Here is a 22,851-nt window from a genome sequence, read left to right on the forward strand (position 1 = left end):
TGGGACCCTGCGAAGGAGGGGGCCGGGCGCGCGCCCCCTGCGCCGGCGGAAGGGGGCGGGCGGGCTGTCGCCCTCTCCGGGGAGGGGCGCGAGCCGGGCGGCGGCGCGGCGCGCGTTCCCGGCCGGGCGGGCCGGGCGCCGCGCGAGCGGGGGTCGGGGCTCAGCCGGCCTCGTGCCGCAGGGCCGCGCGCTCTTCCTCGAGGCTGCCGGCGAAGGGGGCGCGCCCGGCGCGGGCATACCAGTAGCCGGCATTGGCCGCGTCGCCCTCCACCCGGTGGAGGTGGGCGTGAAGCCAGTCCATCGCCGGTCCCTGCCCGTCCTGAGCGATGGCGTGCGCCGTCTCCCAGTCGCCGGCCTCGAGCGCGTCCAGCGCGCGGCCGAGCTCCCGATCAGCCACGGCGGCGGCGCCCGCCGGCGCGGCCGCCCCGTCCGCCGCCCTCGCCGGGGGCGCGATTGGCGCGGATCCAGGCGGCGCCGGAGGGGTCGTTGTTCATCAGGAAGTTCGCGGCCTGGATCGCCTCCATCTCGCGGCCGGCCGCCGCCTCGGTCGAGCCGAGGCCGAAGAGCTTCACGAAGGCGGAATCGTCCATGTCCTCGGGCAGGATCACGCCCGCCGCCTCGACCTCGGCCCGCTTCTCGGCGATCTTCGCCTTCGGGACCGGCAGCGCGATCGGGTTCATGATCGCGCTCGTCATGCCGGCGCCGATCGCCATCGGCAGGAAGGCATGGTTGATCCCGTGCCGGTTCGGCAGGCCGAAGCTGATGTTGGACGCGCCGCAGGTCGTGTTGACGCCGAGCTCGTCGCGGAGCCGCCGGACGAGGGTGAAGACCTGCTGGCCGGCGGTCGCCATGGCCCCGATCGGCATAACGAGCGGATCGACCACGATGTCATGGGCGGGGATGCCGAAATCGGCGGCGCGCTCGACGATCTTCTTCGCCACGGCGAAGCGTACGTCGGGATCCTCGGAGATGCCGGTATCGTCGTTCGAGATCGCGACGACCGGGACATTGTACTTCTTGACCAGCGGCAGGACGTATTCCAGCCGCTCCTCCTCGCCGGTGACCGAGTTCACGAGCGGGCGGCCCTTGCAGACCTCGAGCCCGGCTTCCAGCGCGGCGGGGACGGAGCTGTCGATGCAGAGCGGCAGGTCGACGAGGCCCTGGACCAGCTCGATCATCTTGCGCATGAGCGGCGGCTCGGTCTCGTTCGGGTTGGGGTTGGAATTGTAGACGACGCCCGCATTCACATCGAGCATCGTCGCCCCGGCGGCCGCCTGGGCGAGCGCGTCGGCTTCCACGGTCGAGAAATCCCCGGCCTCCAGCTCGGCGGCGAGCTTCTTGCGGCCCGTGGGATTGATCCGCTCGCCGATCACGCAGAACGGCTGGTCGAAGCCGATGATGGCGGTCTTCGTGGCGGATTCGCAGATCGTGCGGGTCATGTCGGGTCCTCGGCAAAGAGCGCGTTCAGGGCTGGATCGGTGAAGTCGGCGACGGTAAGGGCCGCCCCTTCCGCCCGCAAGGCGGCGTCGGTGAGGGCGGAGCGGACGCCCACGACATGGCAGCCGGCGGCGGCGGCCGAGCGCAGGCCCGAGGGACTGTCCTCGAAGGCGACGGCCTCGGCCGGGGCGACGCCCAGCCGCTCGCAGGCGGCGGCATAGGGATCGGGGGCGGGCTTGCCGCGGGCGCATTCCTCGCCCACGACGAGGACCGGGATGCGTGTTTCGACGCCGATGGCCGCCATCATCGCCTCGGCATTGGGGCGCGGCGCGTTGGTGACGACGGCCATGACCCATCCGGCCCCCTCGACGCGGTCGAGGAAGGCGGGCAGGCCCGGCGCCGGGGGGTAGGGCCGGGGCAGGATCGCGCGGAACCGGGCCTCCTTCTCCTCCGACAGGGCGCGGGGATCGGGCTCGTCCGGCAGCAGCTCGGCGAACATGTCCTCGTTCAGGCGGCCGTGGATATGGGCCATGTAGAACGGGGTGTCGACATGGATGCCGCGCGGGGCGAGGAGATCGCGGAAGATCCCCTCGTGCAGGTGGTCCGTCTCGAGCATGGTGCCGTCGAGGTCGAAGAGCGCGGCGCGGAACGGCATCAGGCCGTGGCGCGCGCCGGCCGCGTCGCCGCCCCGCCGTTCTCGGCCGCCCAGGTCGCGCAGGTCCTGATGCCGCCCAGCGGGAAGAAATGCACCGCCTCGATCCCGAAGCCGGGATGCGCCGCCTTGTGCGCGGCGAGCGCGCCTAGCACGTCCGTGGGCTCGTAGGGGAGGACCAGCTTCGTCACGTCGAGCGCGCGCTTCTGCAGGACGCGCACCGAGGGGCCGACGCCGCAGGCGATGGCGAACTTGATGAGCGTCTGCAGCTTGGCCGGGCCGGCGATGCCGATATGGATCGGCAGCGCGATCCCCTCGGCGGCGAGGCGGTCCGCCCAGGCGATGATCGGCTCGGGCTCGAAGGAGAACTGCGTGGCGAGCGCCATGGTCGCGTCCGTCCGCTCGGAGAAGGCCTGCTTCCAGCGCAGCGCGTCGGACACGTTGGCATCGGAGCCGTCGGGGTCGATGTCCTTCGACCCCTCGGGATGGCCCGCGACGTGCAGCCGCTCGAAGTCGCCGAACAGGCCGGTCTCGAGCAGCTGCATCGAGCTGTGGAACTCGCCCCGCGGCTCGGCGACGCCCCCGGCGAGGATCAGTCCCTGCCGGACATCCGCCTCGCCGCGATACATGGCCAGCCATTCGGCGAGTTGCGCGCGGCTCTCGATCACGCGGGCGGGGAAATGGGGCATCGGCTCGAACCCCTCGGCACGCAACCGGGCGGCGGTCGCCACCATCTCGTCGATCGGGGTGCCGTCGATATGGGCGATGTAGACCCGGGTGCCGGCCGGCAGCAGCTCGCGGAAATCCTCGACCTTCTCGGCGGTGCGCGGCATCACCTCGATCGAGTAGCCGGCGAGGAACGATCCGAGGTCGGCGCCCTGCGGGGCGGCGGGACGACGGCGGAAGTTGAGGATGGACATGAGCGCCTCCCTGATGCGGGTCTGGATGGGCTCCGGGGTCACGCCCGGCCGTCATTCTCGATCAGCGCCCTGAGCCGGGCCGCGTCGTATTCGCTCTCGAGCCGCTCGGCCACCGCCTGCGCGGCGCTCTCCGCCTCGTCCTCGACGGCACCGGAGGGCACCTTGCGCCATTCGGCGAGATAGGCGTCGGCATCCCGCGCCCCGACCTTCATCGCGGCGCGGTCGATCGCCTGCTCGAACCGTTCGGTCAGCTGCACCTTGGCGGCGCGGCGGCCCTTGCCCGCGATCACCTGCGCCGGAATGTCGCGCCAGTAGACGATGGTGATGTCGGTCATGCGAAGTCTCTCCCGCCCCGGGTCCCGCCCGGGGTCCGTTGCGCCCTGATACGGCGTCCCTATCCCGGATGCGTGCGGAATTCGACATCACGCGGTCCGCGAGCGACCCCCGGCGCGGCGGGACGGGCGCCGGCGGATGCCGGCACGGCATCCGTGCCGGCGGCCCGTCCGGGCGGCGGACAATGCTTGCGCGGAACCGTCCGGAGCCCTACCTTCGGAGCCAACACGATACCGGAGGGCGTTGCGAGATGGCGCCCAAGCGTCCCACACGCGCGGGCGCTTTCCCCAAGGCGGTCGAGAGCCCCGCGCCCAGAACCCCCGACCCGGCGACGCTCTACGCGGCGCTGGACCTCGGGACGAACAGCTGCCGCATGCTGATCGCCCAGCCCAAGGGCTCTCAGTTCCATGTGGTCGACAGCTTCTCCAAGTCCGTCCAGCTCGGGCAGGGACTGGAGGCGTCCGGCCGGCTGTCGCGCGCGGCCATGTACCGCACGCTCGGCGCGCTGCGGATCTGCAAGCAGAAGATCGCCCGGCACAAGGTGTCGCGCATGCGGCTGGTCGCGACCGAGGCGTGCCGGCGCGCGCGCAACGGCGCGCAGTTCCTCGCCCAGGTGCGCCGCGAGACCGGGCTCGAGCTCGAGATCATCCCCCCCGAGGAGGAGGCGCGCCTCGCCGTCGTGTCCTGCGCGCCGCTCGTCTCCACCCGGACCGAGCAGCTGCTGGTCGTCGATATCGGCGGCGGCTCGACCGAGCTCGTCTGGATCGACCTGACGAAGGTACCCCAGCGCGAGCGGCCGCGCGCGATCATGCGCCTGCACGCGGGCTTCTCCTCCGATCCCGGCCCCTTCGCCGCGGCGAAGGTGGTGGACTGGATCAGCGTCCCGCTCGGCGTCGCGACCCTGCGCGACCAGTTCTCGGACGTCGAGGACGACAGCGCCCGCTTCGCCCTGATGTCCTGGTTCTTCGAAGAGAACCTCTCGGCCTTCGCGCCCTCCGCCTCCGAGCAGTCGCGCGAGGGATTCCAGATCATCGGGACCAGCGGCACCGTCACCACCGTGGCCGCCTCGCATCTGGGATTGCGGCGCTACGACCGGACCAAGGTGGACGGGCTGCGCATGACCTCGGACCAGATCGACGCGGTGATCCGCGACTACCTGCATCTGGGGCCCGAGGGCCGGCGCAACGATCCCCGGATCGGCAAGGATCGCCAGTCGCTGATCATGTCGGGCAGCGCGATCCTGCAGACGCTGATGCGGCTGTGGCCCACCGACCGTCTGTCGGTGGCGGACCGGGGCCTGCGCGAGGGGCTGCTCTACGCGCAGATGAGTGCGGACGGCGTGCTCGAGGACGCGCCCTACTGAGGACTCGGCCCGCCGGGGGATACGCGCCGCCGGGGGACGGCGCCGTTGCGCCGGCGGGGGTCGCCGCGCTAGGCTGACGGCAAGAGGCGGCGAGACGCCCGAACCACCGAGCCGAGCAGGACAGCCCATGATCCGATCCGCGCGCGCCGCGCTCCTCCTCGCCGTTCTGGCGGCGCTCGCCGCCTGTGCCCGCGACCGGGGACCCAGGCTCGACGCGACCGAGTGCCTCGCCCGGGCGATGTACTTCGAATCCATCCGGTCCAGCCGCGACGGGCTGATCGCCGTCGGCACGGTCGTGATGAACCGTGTCGCCTCGCCCGCCTATCCCGACGATGTCTGCGGCGTGGTCGGCCAGCCGAACCAGTTCGCCGCCGGCGTGCTCACGCGCGACATGACCGGCCCGTCGGCCGAGGCGGTCCGGGCCGCCGCGCGCTCGGTCCTGCGGGGCGAGCGCCATCCGCTCGTCGGCCGGTCCGAGTTCTTCCACGCCGCGACCTACCGCGCCGGCTACGACAACATGCACTACACCGTCACGACCGGCGGCAACGCCTTCTACGAGAGGCGCCGGCCCGAACTCGTGACCAGCCCCCTCCCCCTGCCCCCGACCGAGGGCCTCACCCGCGGCTGACGGCCGGATCGGCCCGGCGCCGCCCGCCCTTGCCCCCCGGGCCCGTTGCCCCCTATCACCCCCGGAACCGATCCGGAGGGAGGATGCGATGACCCGGCCTGCGAACACCCTGTCCCTGGTGGCCGATATCGGCGGGACGAACACGCGCGTCGCCCTGGCCGACGGGCGGGCCGTGCTGCCCGACAGCGTCCGCCGCTACAGCAACGGCGACCATCCCGGGCTGGAGAGCGTGCTACGCCTCTACTGCCAGGAGGAGGGGGTCGACCCCACCGCCGCCTGCGTCGCGGTGGCGGGGCCCGTCCGCGACGGGCGCGCGACGATGACCAATCTCGACTGGACGATCGACCGCGGCACGCTCACCCGCGCGACGCGGGCCGAACGCACGGCGATCCTCAACGACCTGCAGGCGCAGGGCCACGCGATCGGCCACATCCCGGCCGAGAACCTGATCGAGGTCATCCCCTTCCCCGAGGCGAGCGAGCACGCGGCCAAGCTGGTCATCGGCGTCGGCACCGGCTTCAACGCCGCCCCGGTCTTCGAGACCGGGGCCGGCCGGCTCGTCCCCCCCTCCGAGAGCGGGCATGTCAACCTGCCGGTGCGCGACGCGCGCGACATGCGGCTGTGCGACTTCGTCTCGACCGCGCACGGCTTCCCCGCCGTCGAGGACGTGCTCTCGGGTCGCGGGCTCGAGCGGGTCTATGCCTGGCTCGGCCAGGAGGCCGAGGATCGGCGCGAGGCGCGGGCCGCGGACATCATGGCCGCCTGCGCCGCCGGGACCGACGAGAGGGCGATCGCGGCGGCCCGCGTCTTCTCCCGGGTGCTCGGAACGGTGGCGGGGAATCTCGCGCTGACCCAGCTTCCCTTCGGCGGGGTCTATCTCGTCGGCGGCGTCGCGCGCGCCTTCGCCCCCTACCTGCCCGAATACGGCTTCGTCGAGGCGTTTCGGGACAAGGGACGCTTCGCCGGGTTCATGCGCAATTTCGGCGTGAGCGTGGTGGAGGACGATTACGCGGCACTGACCGGCTGCGCGGCCCATCTCGTCGCCTCCGCCGCGCCCTGAGCGAAGCGCCTCCCCCGGCCCGGGCCGGAGCAGGCGGGGATCCGGCACCCCCTCGACCGTCGGCCCGCGGCTGACGTCCCGGGGGCGGCAGGAGGAGTGACCTGTCGCTTCCCCCGGCCGCCCGAAGGGGCCGTGGGATCGCCCCGCCGGTTCCGCCGCGCGAGCTGTCCCCGGCCCGGACACCCGCGCAGGGCCCGCCGGTGGCGACGCTCCGGACCTTCGGAACCGCCGGGGGGCCGATCGATCGGACATCTTCCGGCAGTGGCGCCTCTCCGATCCTTCGGATCGGCCCTCGCGCCGGCGGCCCCGTCCGTTCGCCGCCGGACGTCGAAGCTACCTGCCCCTCGCCGTCGCCGACCCACATCCGGTCCAACCCTCCTCCGGACCGGCCTGTGCGATCCGGCCCGCCAGCCGCGGAGGGACATCGCGGCCTCCCGCCCCGAGGCCGCCGCTGGTTTACCCCCCGGCCCCCCCTCTGGAGCGGTCGCGGCCATCGGCCCGTGCCGGCCGCGGAGGGACATCGTGGCTCTCCGCTCCGAGGCCGGCGCCGGTCCACCCTCCGGCCCCCCCCCTCCGGAGCGGCCGCCGCCATCGGCCCGTGCCGGCCGCGGAGGGACATCGTGGCGCTCCACCCCGGGGCCGCCGCCGGTCCACCCCCCGGGGCCCCCCCCTCCGGAGCGGCCGCCGCCATCGGCCCGTGCCTGCCGCGGAGGGACATCGTGGCTCTCCGCCCCGGGGCCGCCGCCGGTCGACCCATCGGGCTACCCTTCCGCCGGAACGGGAGAGGCCCGCGAGGCGCGCTCCCGCTCCGAGCCGACAGCCGCGACGAGTTCGGAGAGGGAAAACGGCTTGGGCAGGAACCGCGAACCGGGAAAGGCCTTGCGCTGCTCCTCGAACGCATCCTCGGCGTAGCCGGAAACGAAGATCAGCCGCAATCCGGGCCAGGTCGCCAGGGCCTCGCGCGCCCAGGACGGTCCGTCACGTCCCGGCATGATGACGTCGGTCACGGCAACGTCGATCGCTCCCCCTTCCTCCTCGAGAATGCGGAGCGCGGCATCCCCGCTCTCGGCTTCGAGCACGACGTAGCCCTGCAGGCGAAGCGCGCGCGACGAGAAGGCCCGGACGGGCGCCTCGTCCTCGACCAGCAGGACCGTGGCGCCGCCTCCCGGCCCGCGGGATCCGGTCCGGCCCCGCCGCTCATCCACGCCGGTCGCAATGGGCGAGAGGTTTCCGGCGAAGGCGACAGGTGCCGGATGGTCTCTGACCGGTGCCGGAGCGCTGGTGAGGGTTTCAGGTCCCTCGGTGTCTGGGCCGCGATCCGCCGATCCGGCATCTTGGGGACCGGGGGGGATCCCGGGGCCGGGGCGGTTCGCCATCGATCCGACTTCGGGGGACATCGCCTCATCTCCGCCCGTTGCAGGGGTGCCCGCCCGCTCGCCGGCCGGGACATCCGGCCCCGAGGGGGCCGCGCCGTCTCCCGGTCCCGAACCTGCCCCGCCCGCCGGCTCGGATCGGGATGGGTCCCCCTCTGCGGCTTTGGTCGGCAAGCGGCCGCCGTCCTCGTCCGATGCCGGCCCTCCGCTGCCGGGCCCCCCTCCGGCATGTCCCCGGGGCTCATGCGTGTCGGGGCCACGGGAATGACCGGACATGGCGGGGCCATCATCTTTCCACTGTGCGCCGGAAGGGGACAGGGCCGGGTCAGGTTGCCGTCCGCCGGGCGCGGCCGGACCACGACCAGGCGGGCCCGACTCTCCGGATCGGGATGCGGGGATCGGCCCGCCAGACATGGCGGCAGGTCGGACCGATCCCTTGTCGCTGCGCCCCGCCGGGGTCGCGACTTCGCGATCGGGCGCTCCGCTTCCCGCAACAGGGGACGGATCCCGTTCGTCGAGCCGATCCCCGGCCGACCGACGTCCATCCGCCCCGGCCGGGGATCGGTCCGGCCGCTCGCGCGCGGCCCCGCGCGCCCGCTCCGCCGGCCCCTCATCCAAGGCTGATGCCGGTTCCACGGACTCCATCTGAGGGCCGACGAATTTGCCTGCGCCCGATTCGGGGACCGGGGGCGGGGTCCGGCGCTGTGCCGTCACGTCGGGCCCGGGCGAGCCGGGACGAGCGGCGGCGTTCGGCACAAGGCCCGAGTGGGAGTCCGAGATGATCCCGCTCCCCGGTGCCGCCAACCCGGCCGAAGGATCCCGCACAGCACCGGTCGGAGCCGCGCTGGCGGCCGGTGCCCCCTCCGCCGGCCCGGGATGATCCGCCGGAGGGGCCTGCGCCGAGATCTCGACCGGCAGGACGAGGCGAGGGGCGTGCCCGAGGGCCGTTTCGCCCCAGTGATCGGCGGCGCCCCCTCCCGGCACCGCCGGACCCACATGGGCCGGGAAGTAGAGGCTGAAGGTCGTCCCCTCCCCCAGGACGCTGTCCACGAAGACGAAGCCCCCGGATTGCTTGACGATTCCATAGACCGTCGAGAGGCCGAGACCGGTTCCCTCTCCGATCTTCTTGCTCGTGTAGAACGGCTCGAAGACCCGGCGCAGCTGGTCGGGCGAGATGCCGCAGCCGTGGTCGATCACCCGCATCACGACCCAGGGCCCGGGCGGAACGGTCGCCCGGTCGCGGCACAGCGGCTCGTCCAGCCTGACGGTCTCCGATTCGATCACGATCCGCCCCGTCCCGCCCATCGCATCGCGGGCATTCACGACGAGATTCATCATGATCTGGTCGAGCTGGCGGGGATCGACGCGGATCGGGGCCAGATCCCCCTGCTGACGGACCTCGAGATCGATCGTCTCGCCCGTGAGCCGGCCGAGAAGATGGGTCATGTCGGCGATCGCATCGTGGGGGTCGACGATCTGCAGGACGAGGTTCTGCTTGCGCGAGAAGGCCAGCAGCTGGGAGATCAGGCCGGCCGCGCGGAACGCGTTCTGCTGGATCTGCTTGAGATCCGGATAGACGGCGTCCCCCTCGTCCCGGCCGAGGAGGAGGAGGTCGCAATGGCCGGTGATCGCCGTCAGCAGATTGTTGAAATCATGGGCGATGCCGCCGGCGAGCTGGCCGATCGCCTGCATCTTCTGGGCCTGGTTGAACCGCGCCTCCAGGGATTTGAGTTCGGACACGTCCGTCAGGACGGCGACGAGGTAACGCTCCTCCGGCGGGCCCGCGGGATGCAGGAAGACCTGGACGAACCAGTCGCGGTGCTGGCCGGTGCCCTGCAGGAATTGCGGGCCGGGCTGGCCGCGCCCCTCGGCCGTCTCGCGCAGCCAGTCGACGATCGGGCGGCCCAGCCCCTCGAGCAGGTCGGACATCCGCTCCGCCGTGTCGACGGGCATCGGGACGAGGTCGCGCGCCGCCTGGTTGCTGGCCAGCAATTCCCCCGTCGGGGCGACCTTCAGCATCGGCAGGTCCAGCTGCGCGAGCGCGGCCCAGCCCGTCGCGCCGCCATCCCCCTCTGCCCCCGGCAGGAGGTAGACCTCGCTGCGCCCGCCCTGCCCGGGCACCGTCGCGACGAGGCAGGAGCGCGGCCCGTCGGCCGATTCGACGGTGCGCATCGTCCCGCTCTTCAGCGGCAGGTCGCGGAAGATCAGGTCGAGCGAGCGGGCACGCCCCCCGGTCAGCCGGCGGAACGCCTCGTTCATGTAGAGGACGGCGCCGCTCGGACCGGCGGTCAGCATCGGCAGGCTCATGTGATCCGTCGGCCGGCCGCCGCCGCGGTCGCCCACGTCCTCCAGCCGCCAGGCGAAGGAGCCCCCCAGATGGGCCGCGGCCAGCCGAAGGTGGCCCCGGCGCGTGACGATGTCCTCGCGCGCATGCCCGTTCGCCATCGCCGCCTCCTGCAGCCGGGCGCGGATCGCGGCGGGATTGGCGAAATGGTCGCGGAACAGCCGGCCGATCGTGTCGGGGCCGGCGGTTTCGAGCCGGCCCGAGGCGGCGGCGTTGCGCGACAGGATGCGGCCATCGGCATCGGCGATGAAGACGGGCGCGGGGTCGACATGGGACAGGGCGAGCGCGGGATCGACGCGCGCCTCGGACCGGCCCGGATCCGGCCTGCGCAACAGCAGGACGAGGCCCGCGCCGAGCGTCAGGCCGCCGAACGGAAGCGCCGCGATCCGCAGCCAGACGGGCCCCAGCGCGGCGGCGACGAGGGCCGCAAGCCCCGACAGGGCGAGGACCAGCGAGGGTGCCGCCCACCGACCGCGCCCCGCCCCGTCCGGCGCGGTCGCTTCCTCCATCCCGTCATGGTGCACGCCGGCGTCCCCGTTCGATTCCTCGCCTTCCGTCTTCGCCGAGCGGCGTTAAGGCCGAGTAAACGCGAGAGACGACGACCGGGCAATCCCGCGGCGCAGGTGGCTCTCAGGGCCGCGCGAGGAGGGCAAGGTAGAAGCCGTCGCCGCCCGGTCCCGGGATCCAGCGCCGCTCGAGTCGCGACTGCCAGTCGGCGGCCCAGCCGGCGCGTGCCGCGTTCACCCGATCTTCATTCTCGTCCCTGAAGATCGAGCAGGTCATGTAGGCCAGAATCCCCCCGGGCCGGACATGCCGGGCGGCCTCGGCGAGGATGTCGTCCTGCAGGGCCGTGAGTTCGGCCAGTCGATCCGGAGTCAGGCGCCATTTCGCCTCGGGCGCCCGGCGCCACGTGCCCGAGCCGGAGCAGGGCGCGTCGACGATCACGAGGTCGGCCAGCAGACCGGGGGGCAGGTCCGGCACGACCTCCACCTCCGCGCCGAGACGGAGGGCGCGCGGCGCGATGTCGGCCATGCGGGCGGGATCGGCGTCGTGCGCGACGACCCGGCCGGCGCCCCGGGCCGCGACGGCGAGGGACTTGCCGCCCCCGCCGGCGCAATAGTCGAGGATCGTCTCGCCCCCCGCCAGGGGAAGCGAGAGGATCGCGGCCTGCGAACTCGCGTCCTGCAGGTCGATCAGCCCCTCGCGGAAGGCGGCGCTCGCCGCGACGCGACGCGCATTGCGCGTCACCTCGAGCGCGGTCGCCACGTCGGCGAGGGGGGAGACCGAGATGCCCTCTTCGGCGAGGCGCTCGGCCGCGACGCCGCGGTCGCCCAGCGCCCGCAGAAAGACCGGCGCCCGGTCGCGCTGCGCCGCGAGGGCCGCCTCCGCCCCCGCGCCGAGGGCGGCATCGGCATGGGGCAGCAGCCAGTCGGGCCAGTCCAGCCGCGTGCCCCGGTCGGCGGGCGCCGCGCCCGGTCGCTCGCCTTCGTCGAGCGGAGGGGGCGCGTGCCCCTGTCCGGTGAAGAGCGTCGCAGGATCGGTCCCGTCCAGCCGCAGCGTGCCGAGGACGAGCCCGCGCCCGGTCAGCGCACCGCCGGCAGCTGCCGCGCTGCGGCGGCGGCGGACGGCGTCGTAGACGAGGTCGCGGACGGCGGCGCGGTCGCCCGACCCGGCATAGCGGGCGCCCCGCGCCCAGCGGAGCAGCGCGCGCTCAACCGGGGCGCCGTCCAGCCAGTCGTCGAGCACCGAGATCGCCGCCGCGGCGCGGGCGCCCGGGGTCAAGCCATCACCTCAGGATCGCACCGCAAGCCGCTCATCCGATGCGGTAATTCGGGCTCTCGCGCGTGATCTGCACGTCATGGACATGGCTTTCCTTCAGCCCCGCGCCGGTGATCTTGACGAAGGAACAGCCCGTGCGCATCTCGGCCACAGTGCCGCAGCCGGTATAGCCCATCGCGGCGCGCAGACCGCCGACGAGCTGGTGGATCACTGCGGTGGCAGAGCCCTTGTAGGCGACCTGGCCCTCGATCCCCTCGGGGACGAGCTTGTCGCTCGCCGCATCCTTCTGGAAGTAGCGGTCGGCGCTGCCCCGCGCCATCGCGCCGAGCGAGCCCATGCCGCGATAGGCCTTGAACGACCGGCCCTGGTAGAGGATCACCTCGCCCGGGCTCTCGTCGGTGCCCGCGATCATGCTGCCGACCATGGCGCAGGAGGCGCCCGCGGCGATCGCCTTGGCGAAGTCGCCCGAGAACTTGATTCCGCCATCGGCGATGACCGGAATGTCCCCGGCGGCCGAGGCGGCGTCCATGATCGCGGTCAGCTGGGGCACGCCGACGCCCGCCACCATCCGCGTCGTGCAGATGGAGCCGGGACCGATCCCGACCTTGACCGCGTCGGCGCCGCTGTCGATCAGGTGGCGGGCGCCCTCGGCGGTCGCGACGTTGCCGGCGATGATCTGAACGTCGTTCGACAAGCCCTTGAGACGATTGACGGCCTTGCCGACCCCCTCGCTATGGCCATGGGCGGTGTCGATCACCACGATGTCGACCCCGGCATCGATCAGCGCGGCCGAACGCTCGTAGCCCGCCTCGCCGACGGTGGAGGCGGCGGCGACGCGCAGGCGCCCCAGCTCGTCCTTGCAGGCGGCCGGATTGAGAACGGCCTGCTCGCTGTCCTTCAGCGTCAGCAGCCCGGTGAGGTGCCCCTTCGCGTCCGTCACGAGCAGCTTCTCGATCCGGCGCGCCTTCATCAGGCTGCGCGCCTCGTCCAGGTCGACCGGCTCGCGCAGGACCGCGAGGTCGTCCGAGGTCATCATGACCCGGACCGGCGTGTCGTCGTTCTCGGCGAAGCGCATGTCGCGGTTGGTCACGATCCCGACGACCCGCCGATCCGCATCGACGACCGGAAAACCGGTAATGCGATAGCGCTCCATCAGCTTCCTGGCGTCGCCCAGCGTCTGGTCCGGGGTCAGCGTCACCGGCTTGTAGACCGTGCCGGAGACGAAGCGCTTCACCCGGCGGACCTCGTCGGCCTGGGCCTCGATGTCGAGATTGCGGTGGATCACGCCGATCCCGCCGGACTGGGCCATGGTGATCGCCATCCGGCTCTCAGTCACGGTATCCATGGCCGAGGAAAGCAGCGGGATGTTCATCCCGATGCGTCGGGTGACATGGGTGCGGGTATCGGCGGTGCCGGGCAGGACGCTCGAGGCGGCGGGCAGCAGCAGCACGTCGTCGAAGGTCAGGGCCTCGCGGATGTCCATGGGCAAAGGTCTCCGTCGTCAGCAATGCGGCCCCTTACGCCAAGGCCGGGGGCGGGGCAACCGCCCGGTCCGGGCGCCCCTGTTCGGCGATCCCGGGGCGGGATAGGAGGGCGGCGATGACGCGCCCCCTCTCCTTCCTGCCGCGCCCGGTCCGGCTGGCGCTGCGCCTCGCGCTCGTCGCGGCGCTGGTCTGGGCCTTGCTGGCGCTGTCGGACCGGGCGATGGCCCTGGTGATGCGGTTCGAGACCGGCGAGGCGCGGATGCTGAGCGCCGCGATCTTCGCCGCCTATGCGCTGCTGCTGGCGATTCCCTTCGTCCCGGCGGTGGAGATCGGGATCTCCATCCTCGTCATGCGGGGGGCGGATTACGCGCCCTTCGTCTGGGGCGCGACGGGTGCGGGGCTGATGATCGCCTGGGCCGCGGGGCGGTTCGTGCCGCTGACCTTCCTCGTCCGGCTGGCGCGCGACCTGCGCCTCGTCCGGATCGAGGCGCTGCTGATGCGGCTGCGGGACATGAATCCGCCGGCGCGGGCGGCCGCCCTGTCGGCCGCCCTGCCCCGGCCGGTCGCGGCGCTGCTGACGGACTGGCGCTACCTGACGCTTGCGCTGCTCCTGAACCTGCCGGGGACGATCGTGCTGGGCGGCGGTGGCGGGCTGATGCTGCTGGCCGGCATGTCGGGGTTGTTCCGGGGGCCGCTGGTGCTCGCCACGGTGCTGCTCGCCACGCTGCCGGTGCCGCTGGCGGTCTGGCTTCTGGGGACCGGCGTGCTGGCGTGACGCGGGCGACGCGGAACGCGTCGCTTCCCCCTCTTTAACCTGCCGGACGCGCCGCTATGGTCCGGCGCGCAAGTCACGAGGAGGCCCCATGGCCGAGGATCCGCTCGTCATCTTCACGCCTTCGGGCAAGCGCGGCCGCGTGCCCGCCGGCACGCCGGTCCTGGCGGCCGCGCGGCGGCTCGGCGTCGATCTGGACAGCGTCTGCGGCGGGCGGGGCATCTGCTCCAAGTGCCAGGTCAGTCCCGGCCGGGGCGATTTCCCCAAGTTCGGCGTCACCGTCGCCCCCGGCGCGCTGAGCGCGTGGAACGAGGTCGAGGCGCGCTACGACCGGATCCGGGGGCTGAAGGAGGGGCGCCGCCTCGGCTGCCAGGCGCAGATCCTGTCCGACGTGGTGATCGACGTCCCGCCCGAGAGCCAGGTCCACCGGCAGGTCGTGCGCAAGAGCGCGAGCGCGCGCGAGATCGTCATGGACCCGGCGACGAAGCTCTATTTCGTGACCGTGCCCGAACCCGACATGCACGAGCCCTCGGGCGATCTGGAACGGCTCGCCGCCGCGCTGAAGGAGGCCTGGGGGATCGAGCGGCTGACCGCGCCGCTGCCTGTCCTCTCGCGGCTCCAGCCCGTCCTGCGCAAGGGCAAGTGGGAGGTGACCGTCGCGCTGCACAAGGGGCACCGGGACGAGGCGCATCGCCTGATCGACCTCTGGCCCGGCTTTCACGAGGGCCGGCTCTACGGGCTGGCCATCGACCTCGGCTCGACCACCATCGCGGCGCATCTGACCGATCTGCGCAACGGCACGGTCAAGGCGAGTGCGGGGGTGATGAACCCGCAGATCCGCTTCGGCGAGGATCTGATGAGCCGGGTCAGCTACGCGATGATGAACGAGGGCGGCGCGGCCGAGATGACGGCGGCGGTGCGGGACGCGATCTCGCGCCTCGCCGCCGAGATCGCGACGGAGGTAGGGATCGAGGCGCGCGACATCGTCGAGGCGGTCTTTGTCTGCAACCCGGTGATGCACCACCTGCTGCTGGGGATCGACCCGGTGGAGCTCGGCCAGGCGCCCTTCGCCCTCGCCACGTCCGAGAGCTTGTCGCTCGACGCGGCCGAGCTGGGGCTGACCGGCCTGTCCGACGCCGCCCGGGTGTTCGTCCTGCCCTGCATCGCGGGCCATGTCGGCGCCGATGCCGCCGCCGTCGCGCTGTCGGAAGAGCCGGGCAAGTCCGAGGACCTAGTGCTGGTGGTCGACGTGGGCACCAATGCCGAGATCCTGCTGGGCGACCGGGACGGCGTCCTCGCCTGTTCCTCGCCCACCGGGCCGGCCTTCGAGGGGGCGCAGATCAGCTCGGGCCAGCGCGCCGCGCCCGGCGCGATCGAGCGGGTCGAGATCGACCCGCAGACGAAGGAGCCGCGTTTCCGCGTGATCGGATGCGAGCTCTGGTCCGACGAGGCCGGCTTTGCCGAGCAAGCCGGAACCGTCACCGGCATCTGCGGCTCGGGCATCATCGAGGCGGTGGCCGAGATGCGGATGGCGGGGCTGCTCGACGCGAAGGGCCTGATCGGCTCGGCCGAGCAGACCGGGACCGACCGCTGCGAGGCCGAGGGCCGGACCCATGCCTACCTGATCCACGACGGGACCGAGGCGGGCGGGCCCCGCATCACGGTCACGCAGGGTGACATCCGGGCGATCCAGCTGGCGAAATCCGCGCTCTATGCCGGGGCGCGGCTGCTGATGGACGAGCGCGGCGTGGACGCGGTCGGGCGCGTCGTGCTCGCGGGGGCCTTCGGCGCGCATATCTCGCCCAAGCACGCGATGGTGCTGGGGATGATCCCCGACGTGCCGCTGGACAAGGTGACGAGCGCGGGGAACGCGGCCGGCACCGGGGCGCGGATCGCGCTCTGCTCCGTCGCGGCGCGGGCCCGGATCGAGGCGGAGGTGCGCCGCATCCACAAGGTCGAGACGGCGATCGAGCCCCGCTTCCAGGAGCATTTCGTGGCCGCCAACGCGATCCCCCACGCCACCGCGCCCTTCGCCAACCTGCGGGCCGTCGCCCCGCTGCCGGACGTGTCGTTCAACACCGGCGGCGGGGGCGAGGGCGGGCGGCGCAGGCGGCGGCGCGACGCTTGACGGGAGGGGGGGCGCGGCGTATCTCACGCCTCACCAGACCGGTGCGGGTATGGTGAAAAGGTATCACACGAGCTTCCCAAGCTCTTGTTACGGGTTCGATTCCCGTTACCCGCTCCACTCCCCCCCTGACGAGACCCGGGCGAGATACGCAGGGCCTGCCGCCTCGGCGCGCGGGGCCTAGGGCGCCGCGCCTTCGAAATAGGCGGCGAGCGCCGCGATCTCGGCCTCGCCCAGCGATTGCGCGACGAGCTGCATGGTGGAGTTGGGCCGCGCCCGTTCGCGGTATTCGTAGAGCGCCAGCATCAGGTCGCCGCGCGCCATGCCGGTGATCCCGGGAATGTCGTCGGTCCCGCCGGGCACGTGGCAGGCGGCGCATTCGCCCGACAGGTATTCGCCGTAAGCGGCGTCGCCCTCCATCGCGAGGACATGCTCTGGCACCGCGACCTCGCCGATGGCGGGGGCGGGCGGCAGGGTATGGGTGCGCAGATAGGTCATCAGGTCGTTGCGCGCCTGCTCGTCCGCGACGACGGGATGGTTCTCCGGAAAGCCCATGGAGGCGGGATCGGCGAGCATCGCGTGCATGCTGTCCCGTTCCCAGGTCACGCCCTGCTCTCCCAGCGCGACCAGCGCCGGGGAATAGGCGAAATCCTCAAGCGAGCCGGCGAGCCGGCCCACGAATTCCTGCAGATGGGGGCCGACGCCGCTTTCCGCGTCCTCGCCGATCTCGTGGCAGACCGCACATTGCGCGAAGACGATCTCGCCCGCGGCCGAGGATCCGCCGCATTGCAGGGCGATCTCGGCCGGGTCGGTCAGGGTCGGGTCGAAATCCTGCGCCGCCGCGGCGACCGGCCACGCGGCGAGAACGAGGAGGCCCAGCGGGCGCGTCTGGCGGGCATTCGTCATCATGAATGTCAGCCTAGCCGATTCCTGCCGCAGGGGAAGGGGGGACGGGAGGCGCGGGGCCTCACCTTCCGCGGAAGATCGTGCCGAAGACGCCGCGGATGATCCGCCGGCCCGTCGTGCCCCGCAGCTCTTTGACCAGCGCCTCGGACAGCGCGCCGCCGAGGCTGTCCGCCGTTCCACTCCGCCGCGTGCCGATCTCGCGCGCGCGCCCTGCCCCTGCGCGGCCGCCGTCCCAGCGCCGCGCATGGCCGAACTCGCGCTCCTGCGGCATCGCGTCGGGGCGGGCGGTCCGCTCGACCTCTCTTGCGGCGGCGTCGGCCCGGGCGCGCAGCATCTCGGCCGCGCTCTCGCGGTCGAGCCTGGTGTCGTATTTTCCGCCCAGCCCGGACCCCGCGATCAGCGCGGCGCGCTCCTCCTCCGTCAGGGGGCCGAGCTGGCTGGCGGGCGGGCGGATCAGGGTGCGCTCGGCGATGCCGGGGCGGCCCTTCTCGTCGAGGAAGGACGTCACCGCCTCGCCCGTGCCGACATCGCGGATCGCGTCGGCGATGTCGAAGGCGGGATTGTCGCGGTAGGTCTCGGCCGCCTCCTCCAGCGCCCTGCGGTCCCTCGCGGTGAAGGCGCGCAGCGCGTGCTGCACCCGGTTGCCGAGCTGACCCAGCACCGTGTCCGGGACGTCGGCCGGGTTCTGGGTGACGAAGTAGACGCCCACCCCCTTGGACCGGATCAGCCGGGCGACCTGTTCGACCTTGTCCACCAGCGCGGGCGGGGCGCCGTCGAACAGCAGGTGCGCCTCGTCGAAGAAGAAGACGAGCGTCGGCCGGTCGGGATTGCCCACCTCCGGCAGCTCCTCGAACAGTTCGGAGAGCAGCCAGAGCAGGAAGGTCGCGTAGAGCCGGGGCGAGGCCATCAGCCTGTCGGCCGCCAGGATGTTCACCACCCCCCGCCCGTCCGCCGATTGCCGTATCATGTCGGCCAGCTGCAGGGCCGGCTCGCCGAAGAAATCCGTCCCGCCCTGCGTCTCGAGCACGAGAAGCGCCCGCTGGATCGCCCCGATCGAGGCGGTGCCGACATTGCCGTATTCCAGCGACAGCGCCCTGGCGTTCTGGCCGCACCAGACCAGCAGGGCCCGCAGGTCCGCAAGGTCCAGCAGCGGCAGCCCCTGCTCGTCCGCGACACGGAAGGCGATGGTGAGCACCCCCTCCTGCACCTCGGTGAGGTCGAGCAGCCGCGCCAGCAGCAGTGGCCCCATTTCGGCGATCGTGGCCCGGACCGGGTGGCCCTGCGCGCCGAACAGGTCCCAGAAGGTGACCGGAACGGCGCCGTAGCGCAGGTCGAGGCCGATCGTTGCCGCCCGCTCGGCGAAGGCAGTGTGCAGCTTGCCCCCGGCATCGCCGGGATGGCCGAGACCGGAGAGGTCGCCCTTCACGTCCGAAAGGAAGACCGGGACGCCCGCGGCCGAGAACCCCTCGGCCAGGATCTGGAGCGTGACCGTCTTGCCGGTGCCGGTCGCGCCCGCGATCAGCCCGTGCCGGTTCGCCTTGTCGAGGCGGAGATGTTGCGGCGCCCCGTAGCCGGGCCCGCCCCCGCCGACGAGGATCAGGCCCTCCTGCCGGGCGGCCTCGCCCTCGGGTGCGGCGCCTGCGCCGGCATCGGAATCCGCCATCTTCGTTCCTCGCGCGCGGGGGGCGGGGCCTGCCCCCCCCTTCCGGGGCCGAGAGGCCGCCGGCCTTTCCGGCCGACAATACAAACTTAGGAATTCTCTGCCAGTCTGCGTGGGCCGGGCGCGGCCTCTCCCGCGACCGGCGTTTCCTCCCTGTCAGACTGACCGCGCCCCCCGTGGCGCGGTTTTTTTCGTCGCCCTCCTGCCCCGGGCGTCGGGGCCGGCAAGGATCCGCAAGGGTGTTGACGGCTTCGAAGCCCTGTCGTAGCGTCCCGCGCAATAGGTCGGCCAAGTCCGGCAGGGAGAAACGGGAAAGGGGGTCCGCGATCGCGGGCACCCCTTTTTCAATTGGGCCCGGCAGGCCCGCCACCGGGGCCGGGCGCCACCACCATGCCGTGCCACGCGATCCCCGTCACCGCCCGTTTTGCGGGCGCCGCCGGGCCACGCGGGCGTGAGGGAACGCCCTTTGCTCCTGACAGGACCGGGCGGCCATGCTAGGGGCGGCGTCGACAGACGAAGCAGATTGGGACGTTCCATGCTGAAGACCCTCACGCTGACCAGCACCCTCGCCCTCGCCACCCTGGCTGGCGCCGCCTGGGCGCAGGAAACCGACGAAACGACCGAGACCCCGGCCGAGACGGGCACGCAGGACACCGCCGGCGAAGACGCGGGCACCGAAGACGCGGGCACCCAGGACGCGGGCACGGCGGAGACCGGCGCCCAAGACACGGGTACCGAAAACACGGGCACCGCCCCGAGCGCCGCCGAGGACCTCTCCATGGGCGTGCCCGACAGCAACCAGCCGGGCGCCCCCTATACCCGCGCCGAGTACGGCGACTGGCTGCAGCGCTGCCTGCGCGTCGAGGAGGGGCCCGAACCCTGCACGATCTACCAGCTGCTCGAGGACGAGGAAGGCAATCCCGTCGCCGAGGTCGGCCTGTTCCCGGTGACCGAGGGCGAGGCCGCCGCGGGCGCCAACATCGTCGCCCCGATGGAGACGCTGCTGCCGGCCGGGCTGCGGATCTCGATCGACGGCAGCGAGCCGCGGACCTACCCGTTCACCTTCTGCTCGGCGCGCGGCTTCTCGCCGCTGCTCTCCTCGGGCTGCCTCGCCCGGATCGGGTTCGACCAGGCGACGGTCGACCAGATGAAGCGCGGCGCCCGGGCGACCGTCACCATCGTCCCGGCCCTGGCCCCCGATCAGACCGTGGCGCTGAACATGTCGCTCACCGGCTTCACCGCCGCCTTCGAGGCCGGCAACGAGGCGGTTCCTGCCCCGGCCGAGTGATCCGCCCCACGGGGTGAAGGATCGGGCCGGTCCCCCGGGGGCCGGCCCTTTTTTCTGCTGTCCGGAGCCCGTCTCAGGCGGCGCGCAGGGCCAGCACCGCGTTCAGCCCGCCGAAGGCGAAGGCGTTGGACAGCGTCGCGGCGACCCGCGCCTCGCGCGCGGCATTCGGCACCACGTCGAGCGGGCAATCCGGATCGCGCGTCCGCCAGCCCATCGTCGGGGGGATCACGCCGTCGCGCAGGGCCGAGAGACAGGCGAGCAGCTCCACCGCTCCCGCCCCGCCGATCAGGTGGCCGTGCATCGATTTGGTCGAGGAGACCGCGAGGCCGCCGGTCGCCGGGCCGAACACCGCTGCGATGGCCGCGGATTCGATGCGGTCGTTCGCCGCCGTCGCGGTGCCGTGGGCGTTGACGTAGCCGACATCGCCGGGGGCGAGGCCCGCATCCGCCAGCGCGCCGGCCATCGCCCGCTCCGCCCCCTGCTGCGAGGGCATGACGATGTCCCCCGCATCCGAGGTCATGGAGTACCCCGCCACCTCGGCCAGGATCTCGGCGCCGCGGGCGCGTGCATGCTCCCATTCCTCGAAGACGAAGACGGCCGCGCCCTCGCCCTGGACCATGCCGCTGCGGGTCGCGCAGAACGGCCGGCAGCCGTCGCGGCTCATCACGCGCAGGCCCTCCCACGCCTTGAACCCGCCGAAGCAGAGCATCGCCTCCGATCCGCCGGTCAGCATCACGTCGGCCATGCCCGAGCGGATCATGGCGAGGGCCTGCCCCATCGCGTGATTGGACGAGGCGCAGGCGCTGGACACGGTGAAGCCGGGCCCGCGCAGGTTGTGGACCATGCCCAGATGCGACGCGGCGGCGCTGTTCATCAGCCGGGGCACGACGAAGGGATGGACGCGGTTCTTTCCCTCCTCGTAGACGGCCCGGTAATTGTCGTCCTGCGTACCGAGGCCGCCGCCGCTGGTCCCGATGACGACGCCCGCCCGCTCGGCCAGCGCGCCGTCGAAGGTCAGGCCCGACTGCGCGACCGCCTGGCCCCCCGCGATCAGGGCGAACTGGGTGAACCGGTCGTAGAGGGCGATCTGCTGCCGGTCGAAGCGCGCCGTCTCGTCGTACTCCGCGACCTGAGCCCCGATCGGGGCGAGCAGGCGGTCCGCGTCGCGGATGTCGAGCGGGCCGATCGCCACCCGCCCCTCGCGCATCGCGGCCAGGGTCGCGGGCACATCCGCCCCGAGCGGGTTGATCGTGCCCGCCCCGGTGATGGCGACGCGTCGCCCGCGCATCGCCTCAGCCCTTCTGCTCGGCGATCAGCCGCTCGACCGTCGCGACCATGCTGTCGACGGACGAGATGTCGAAGCCGCTCTCGCCCGGAGCGTTCGCGTTGAAGGGGATGCGGATGTCGAACGCCTCTTCCAAGCCGAAGATCGCCTCGACCAGACCCATGGAATCGACGCCGAGGCTCTCGAGCGTCGCGTCGTCGGACACGTCGGTCGGCTCGATCAGCGCCTGCTCGGCGAGGATCCGTTTCACCTCGTGCCGCACGTCGGGCATGGGGGCGGTCATGTTCGGGGCCTTCTAGAGGGGTCGGTGCGCGGACCGTTTACTTGGCCGGCCCCGGCTTTGGAACCGGGTTTTCCGCCGCGGGCGTCACGGCGCGCCGCCCAGCCCGCAGCGCCTGCCGGTGCAGCGCCAGCGCCCGGTCCATCCGCTGGGCGGGGTAGCCCAGCACCATCCGCCCCGCCGGGACCGAGGCGAGGATGACCGAGCCCCCGCCCGCCACCACGTCGTCGCCGATCCGCAGGTGATCCCCGACGCCGGTCTGTCCGCCCAGGACGACGCGGTTCCCGATCACGGTCGACCCCGCGATCGCGGATTGCCCGCAGAGCAGGCAGTCCCGTCCCACGATCGCGTTGTGTCCGACCTGGACGAGGTTGTCGATCTTGGTCCCGCTGCCGATCCGCGTGGCGCGTATCGTGCCGGCATCGACCGCGGAATTCGCGCCGATCTCGACATCGTCGCCGATCTCGACTCCGCCGAGGCTCTCGATCTTGTGCCATCCGGGGGGATCGGTCGGCTCCAGCGTCCCGGCGCCGCCGGCGGCGCGGGCCCGTTCCGGGCCGGAAGGCCCCTCGGTCACGAAGGAGAAGCCGTCGCCCCCGATCACGGCGCCGGGCTGCACCACCAGACGCGCCCCGGCGGTCACGCGCGGGCCGATCCGGGCGCCGTCGCGGATGCGCGCGCCGGGGCCGATCCGCACCCCCTGCCCCAGCACGACATGCGCGCCGAGCCGGCTGCCGGCCCCCAGCACCACGCCGGCGCCGATCACGCAGAACGGGCCGATATCGCACCCGTCCCCGATCTCGGCGCTGTCGTCGATCACCGCGCTGGGATGAAGGCCGACGCCGAAGGCGTCGTCGGGGGCCAGAAGGCCGGTCAGCCGCGACAGCGCGAGCCGCGCCCGCGGCGCGAAGATCGCGGCGGAGAGGCCGTGCATCTCGGGATCGGTCCCGGGCGGGACCAGGGCGGCGCGCGCATGCCCCTCGGCCAGGTCCGCGAGAAAGGGCCCCGACAGCGCGATGGCGAGATCGTCCGGCCCGGCGGCCGCCGGCTCGGCCGCGCGGGCGACCCGAAGGGTGCCGTCGCCTGCGAACGTCGTGCCGAGCGTCTCGGCGATCTCGGCGATGGTCGGGTCCATTCTCGTTCTCCGGTCGAAGCCGGGCCC

General features: G+C 72.8%; 19 protein-coding genes and 1 tRNA gene. 7 read left to right on the top strand and 13 right to left on the bottom strand.

Annotation, left to right across the window (positions count from 1 at the left end):
* Positions 1–160: 160 nt before the first annotated feature.
* Genes BUE30_RS15405 through BUE30_RS15425 form a run of 5 tightly spaced genes read right to left on the bottom strand, consistent with a single transcriptional unit; the run spans position 161 to position 3,344 of the window.
* Positions 161–397: a hypothetical protein gene (locus tag BUE30_RS15405; protein WP_139300583.1), complete on the bottom strand. Its 237-nt coding sequence runs from the start codon at positions 395–397 to the stop codon at positions 161–163.
* A complete protein-coding gene (locus tag BUE30_RS15410) occupies positions 390–1,439 on the bottom strand; it encodes a dihydropteroate synthase (RefSeq protein WP_073333253.1) in 1,050 nt (349 codons plus the stop codon). The genes BUE30_RS15405 and BUE30_RS15410 overlap by 8 nt, the downstream gene beginning before the upstream one ends.
* Positions 1,436–2,092, bottom strand: a complete 657-nt coding sequence (locus BUE30_RS15415) for an HAD family hydrolase (RefSeq protein ID WP_073333257.1) — start codon at positions 2,090–2,092, stop codon at positions 1,436–1,438. The genes BUE30_RS15410 and BUE30_RS15415 overlap by 4 nt, the downstream gene beginning before the upstream one ends.
* Entirely contained in the window at positions 2,092–3,009 is a 918-nt protein-coding gene (locus BUE30_RS15420; protein ID WP_073333712.1) for a methylenetetrahydrofolate reductase, read from the bottom strand. The genes BUE30_RS15415 and BUE30_RS15420 overlap by 1 nt, the downstream gene beginning before the upstream one ends.
* Before the next feature lie 38 nt (positions 3,010–3,047).
* Entirely contained in the window at positions 3,048–3,344 is a 297-nt protein-coding gene (locus tag BUE30_RS15425; protein ID WP_073333260.1) for a virulence factor, read from the bottom strand.
* A gap of 248 nt (positions 3,345–3,592) precedes the next feature.
* Between BUE30_RS15425 and BUE30_RS15430 the strand changes: the two genes are divergently transcribed.
* From BUE30_RS15430 to BUE30_RS15440, 3 genes are all read left to right on the top strand, one after another.
* A complete protein-coding gene (locus BUE30_RS15430) occupies positions 3,593–4,705 on the top strand; it encodes a Ppx/GppA phosphatase family protein (protein ID WP_073333264.1) in 1,113 nt (370 codons plus the stop codon).
* A gap of 127 nt (positions 4,706–4,832) precedes the next feature.
* A complete protein-coding gene (locus tag BUE30_RS15435) occupies positions 4,833–5,333 on the top strand; it encodes a cell wall hydrolase (protein WP_073333268.1) in 501 nt (166 codons plus the stop codon).
* An 88-nt stretch (positions 5,334–5,421) separates the two neighbouring features.
* A complete protein-coding gene (locus BUE30_RS15440) occupies positions 5,422–6,393 on the top strand; it encodes a glucokinase (protein ID WP_073333272.1) in 972 nt (323 codons plus the stop codon).
* A 761-nt stretch (positions 6,394–7,154) separates the two neighbouring features.
* Here the strand turns inward: BUE30_RS15440 and BUE30_RS18275 are convergent.
* The 3 genes from BUE30_RS18275 to guaB all read right to left on the bottom strand — a co-directional run bounded on the left by BUE30_RS18275 (position 7,155) and on the right by guaB (position 13,372).
* On the bottom strand, positions 7,155–10,619 hold the full coding sequence (locus BUE30_RS18275; RefSeq protein ID WP_073333279.1) for an ATP-binding protein: 3,465 nt from the start codon (positions 10,617–10,619) through the stop codon (positions 7,155–7,157).
* A 121-nt stretch (positions 10,620–10,740) separates the two neighbouring features.
* On the bottom strand, positions 10,741–11,892 hold the full coding sequence (locus tag BUE30_RS15450) for an RsmB/NOP family class I SAM-dependent RNA methyltransferase (protein ID WP_073333282.1): 1,152 nt from the start codon (positions 11,890–11,892) through the stop codon (positions 10,741–10,743).
* A 31-nt stretch (positions 11,893–11,923) separates the two neighbouring features.
* Positions 11,924–13,372 carry an IMP dehydrogenase gene (gene guaB / locus BUE30_RS15455; RefSeq protein ID WP_073333287.1) on the bottom strand — a complete coding sequence of 483 codons (1,449 nt, stop codon included), beginning with the start codon at positions 13,370–13,372 and terminating at the stop codon, positions 11,924–11,926.
* Between the two features lie 116 nt (positions 13,373–13,488).
* Here guaB and BUE30_RS15460 point away from each other — a divergent pair, with 116 nt between their 5' ends.
* The 3 genes from BUE30_RS15460 (at position 13,489) to BUE30_RS15470 (ending at position 16,390) form a co-directional block, all read left to right on the top strand.
* Complete coding sequence (locus BUE30_RS15460) at positions 13,489–14,148, top strand: hypothetical protein (RefSeq protein WP_073333292.1); 660 nt, start codon at positions 13,489–13,491, stop codon at positions 14,146–14,148.
* 88 nt (positions 14,149–14,236) lie between these two features.
* Positions 14,237–16,273: an ASKHA domain-containing protein gene (locus BUE30_RS15465; RefSeq protein WP_073333296.1), complete on the top strand. Its 2,037-nt coding sequence runs from the start codon at positions 14,237–14,239 to the stop codon at positions 16,271–16,273.
* A 43-nt stretch (positions 16,274–16,316) separates the two neighbouring features.
* A tRNA-Gly gene (locus tag BUE30_RS15470) sits at positions 16,317–16,390 on the top strand.
* 60 nt (positions 16,391–16,450) lie between these two features.
* Here BUE30_RS15470 and BUE30_RS15475 read toward each other — a convergent pair.
* Both BUE30_RS15475 and BUE30_RS15480 read right to left on the bottom strand, forming a co-directional pair.
* Positions 16,451–17,179 carry a hypothetical protein gene (locus BUE30_RS15475; protein ID WP_073333299.1) on the bottom strand — a complete coding sequence of 243 codons (729 nt, stop codon included), beginning with the start codon at positions 17,177–17,179 and terminating at the stop codon, positions 16,451–16,453.
* Between the two features lie 58 nt (positions 17,180–17,237).
* Positions 17,238–18,839 (bottom strand): helicase HerA-like domain-containing protein, encoded by a 1,602-nt coding sequence (locus tag BUE30_RS15480; RefSeq protein WP_083601426.1) that lies wholly within the window; start codon positions 18,837–18,839, stop codon positions 17,238–17,240.
* A 532-nt stretch (positions 18,840–19,371) separates the two neighbouring features.
* Here BUE30_RS15480 and BUE30_RS15485 point away from each other — a divergent pair.
* Positions 19,372–20,124 carry an invasion associated locus B family protein gene (locus tag BUE30_RS15485; protein ID WP_073333302.1) on the top strand — a complete coding sequence of 251 codons (753 nt, stop codon included), beginning with the start codon at positions 19,372–19,374 and terminating at the stop codon, positions 20,122–20,124.
* 73 nt (positions 20,125–20,197) lie between these two features.
* Here BUE30_RS15485 and BUE30_RS15490 read toward each other — a convergent pair whose 3' ends face one another.
* The 3 genes from BUE30_RS15490 to BUE30_RS15500 are packed head-to-tail and all read right to left on the bottom strand — an operon-like array spanning position 20,198 to position 22,824.
* Positions 20,198–21,412 (bottom strand): beta-ketoacyl-[acyl-carrier-protein] synthase family protein, encoded by a 1,215-nt coding sequence (locus BUE30_RS15490; RefSeq protein ID WP_073333307.1) that lies wholly within the window; start codon positions 21,410–21,412, stop codon positions 20,198–20,200.
* Between the two features lie 4 nt (positions 21,413–21,416).
* Complete coding sequence (locus BUE30_RS15495) at positions 21,417–21,692, bottom strand: acyl carrier protein (RefSeq protein WP_244526384.1); 276 nt, start codon at positions 21,690–21,692, stop codon at positions 21,417–21,419.
* A 37-nt stretch (positions 21,693–21,729) separates the two neighbouring features.
* The gene (locus BUE30_RS15500; RefSeq protein ID WP_073333314.1) at positions 21,730–22,824 is read right to left on the bottom strand and encodes a UDP-3-O-(3-hydroxymyristoyl)glucosamine N-acyltransferase; all 1,095 of its coding nucleotides are present in this window, start codon (positions 22,822–22,824) and stop codon (positions 21,730–21,732) included.
* Positions 22,825–22,851: the final 27 nt, after the last annotated feature.

Source organism: Wenxinia saemankumensis, assembly GCF_900141735.1.
GTDB classification, from domain to species: domain Bacteria; phylum Pseudomonadota; class Alphaproteobacteria; order Rhodobacterales; family Rhodobacteraceae; genus Wenxinia; species Wenxinia saemankumensis.

Excerpts from the sequence above, each read along its gene's own strand:
- BUE30_RS15410 (WP_073333253.1), bottom strand. The coding sequence starts at position 1,439 with ATGACCCGCACGATCTGCGAATCCGCCACGAAGACCGCCATCATCGGC.
- BUE30_RS15415 (WP_073333257.1), bottom strand. The coding sequence starts at position 2,092 with ATGCCGTTCCGCGCCGCGCTCTTCGACCTCGACGGCACCATGCTCGAG.
- BUE30_RS15420 (WP_073333712.1), bottom strand. The coding sequence starts at position 3,009 with ATGTCCATCCTCAACTTCCGCCGTCGTCCCGCCGCCCCGCAGGGCGCC.
- BUE30_RS15425 (WP_073333260.1), bottom strand. The coding sequence starts at position 3,344 with ATGACCGACATCACCATCGTCTACTGGCGCGACATTCCGGCGCAGGTG.
- BUE30_RS15430 (WP_073333264.1), top strand. The coding sequence starts at position 3,593 with ATGGCGCCCAAGCGTCCCACACGCGCGGGCGCTTTCCCCAAGGCGGTC.
- BUE30_RS15435 (WP_073333268.1), top strand. The coding sequence starts at position 4,833 with ATGATCCGATCCGCGCGCGCCGCGCTCCTCCTCGCCGTTCTGGCGGCG.
- BUE30_RS15440 (WP_073333272.1), top strand. The coding sequence starts at position 5,422 with ATGACCCGGCCTGCGAACACCCTGTCCCTGGTGGCCGATATCGGCGGG.
- BUE30_RS18275 (WP_073333279.1), bottom strand. The coding sequence starts at position 10,619 with ATGGAGGAAGCGACCGCGCCGGACGGGGCGGGGCGCGGTCGGTGGGCG.
- guaB (WP_073333287.1), bottom strand. The coding sequence starts at position 13,372 with ATGGACATCCGCGAGGCCCTGACCTTCGACGACGTGCTGCTGCTGCCC.
- BUE30_RS15460 (WP_073333292.1), top strand. The coding sequence starts at position 13,489 with ATGACGCGCCCCCTCTCCTTCCTGCCGCGCCCGGTCCGGCTGGCGCTG.
- BUE30_RS15465 (WP_073333296.1), top strand. The coding sequence starts at position 14,237 with ATGGCCGAGGATCCGCTCGTCATCTTCACGCCTTCGGGCAAGCGCGGC.
- BUE30_RS15475 (WP_073333299.1), bottom strand. The coding sequence starts at position 17,179 with ATGATGACGAATGCCCGCCAGACGCGCCCGCTGGGCCTCCTCGTTCTC.
- BUE30_RS15480 (WP_083601426.1), bottom strand. The coding sequence starts at position 18,839 with ATGGCGGATTCCGATGCCGGCGCAGGCGCCGCACCCGAGGGCGAGGCC.
- BUE30_RS15485 (WP_073333302.1), top strand. The coding sequence starts at position 19,372 with ATGCTGAAGACCCTCACGCTGACCAGCACCCTCGCCCTCGCCACCCTG.
- BUE30_RS15490 (WP_073333307.1), bottom strand. The coding sequence starts at position 21,412 with ATGCGCGGGCGACGCGTCGCCATCACCGGGGCGGGCACGATCAACCCG.
- BUE30_RS15495 (WP_244526384.1), bottom strand. The coding sequence starts at position 21,692 with ATGACCGCCCCCATGCCCGACGTGCGGCACGAGGTGAAACGGATCCTC.
- BUE30_RS15500 (WP_073333314.1), bottom strand. The coding sequence starts at position 22,824 with ATGGACCCGACCATCGCCGAGATCGCCGAGACGCTCGGCACGACGTTC.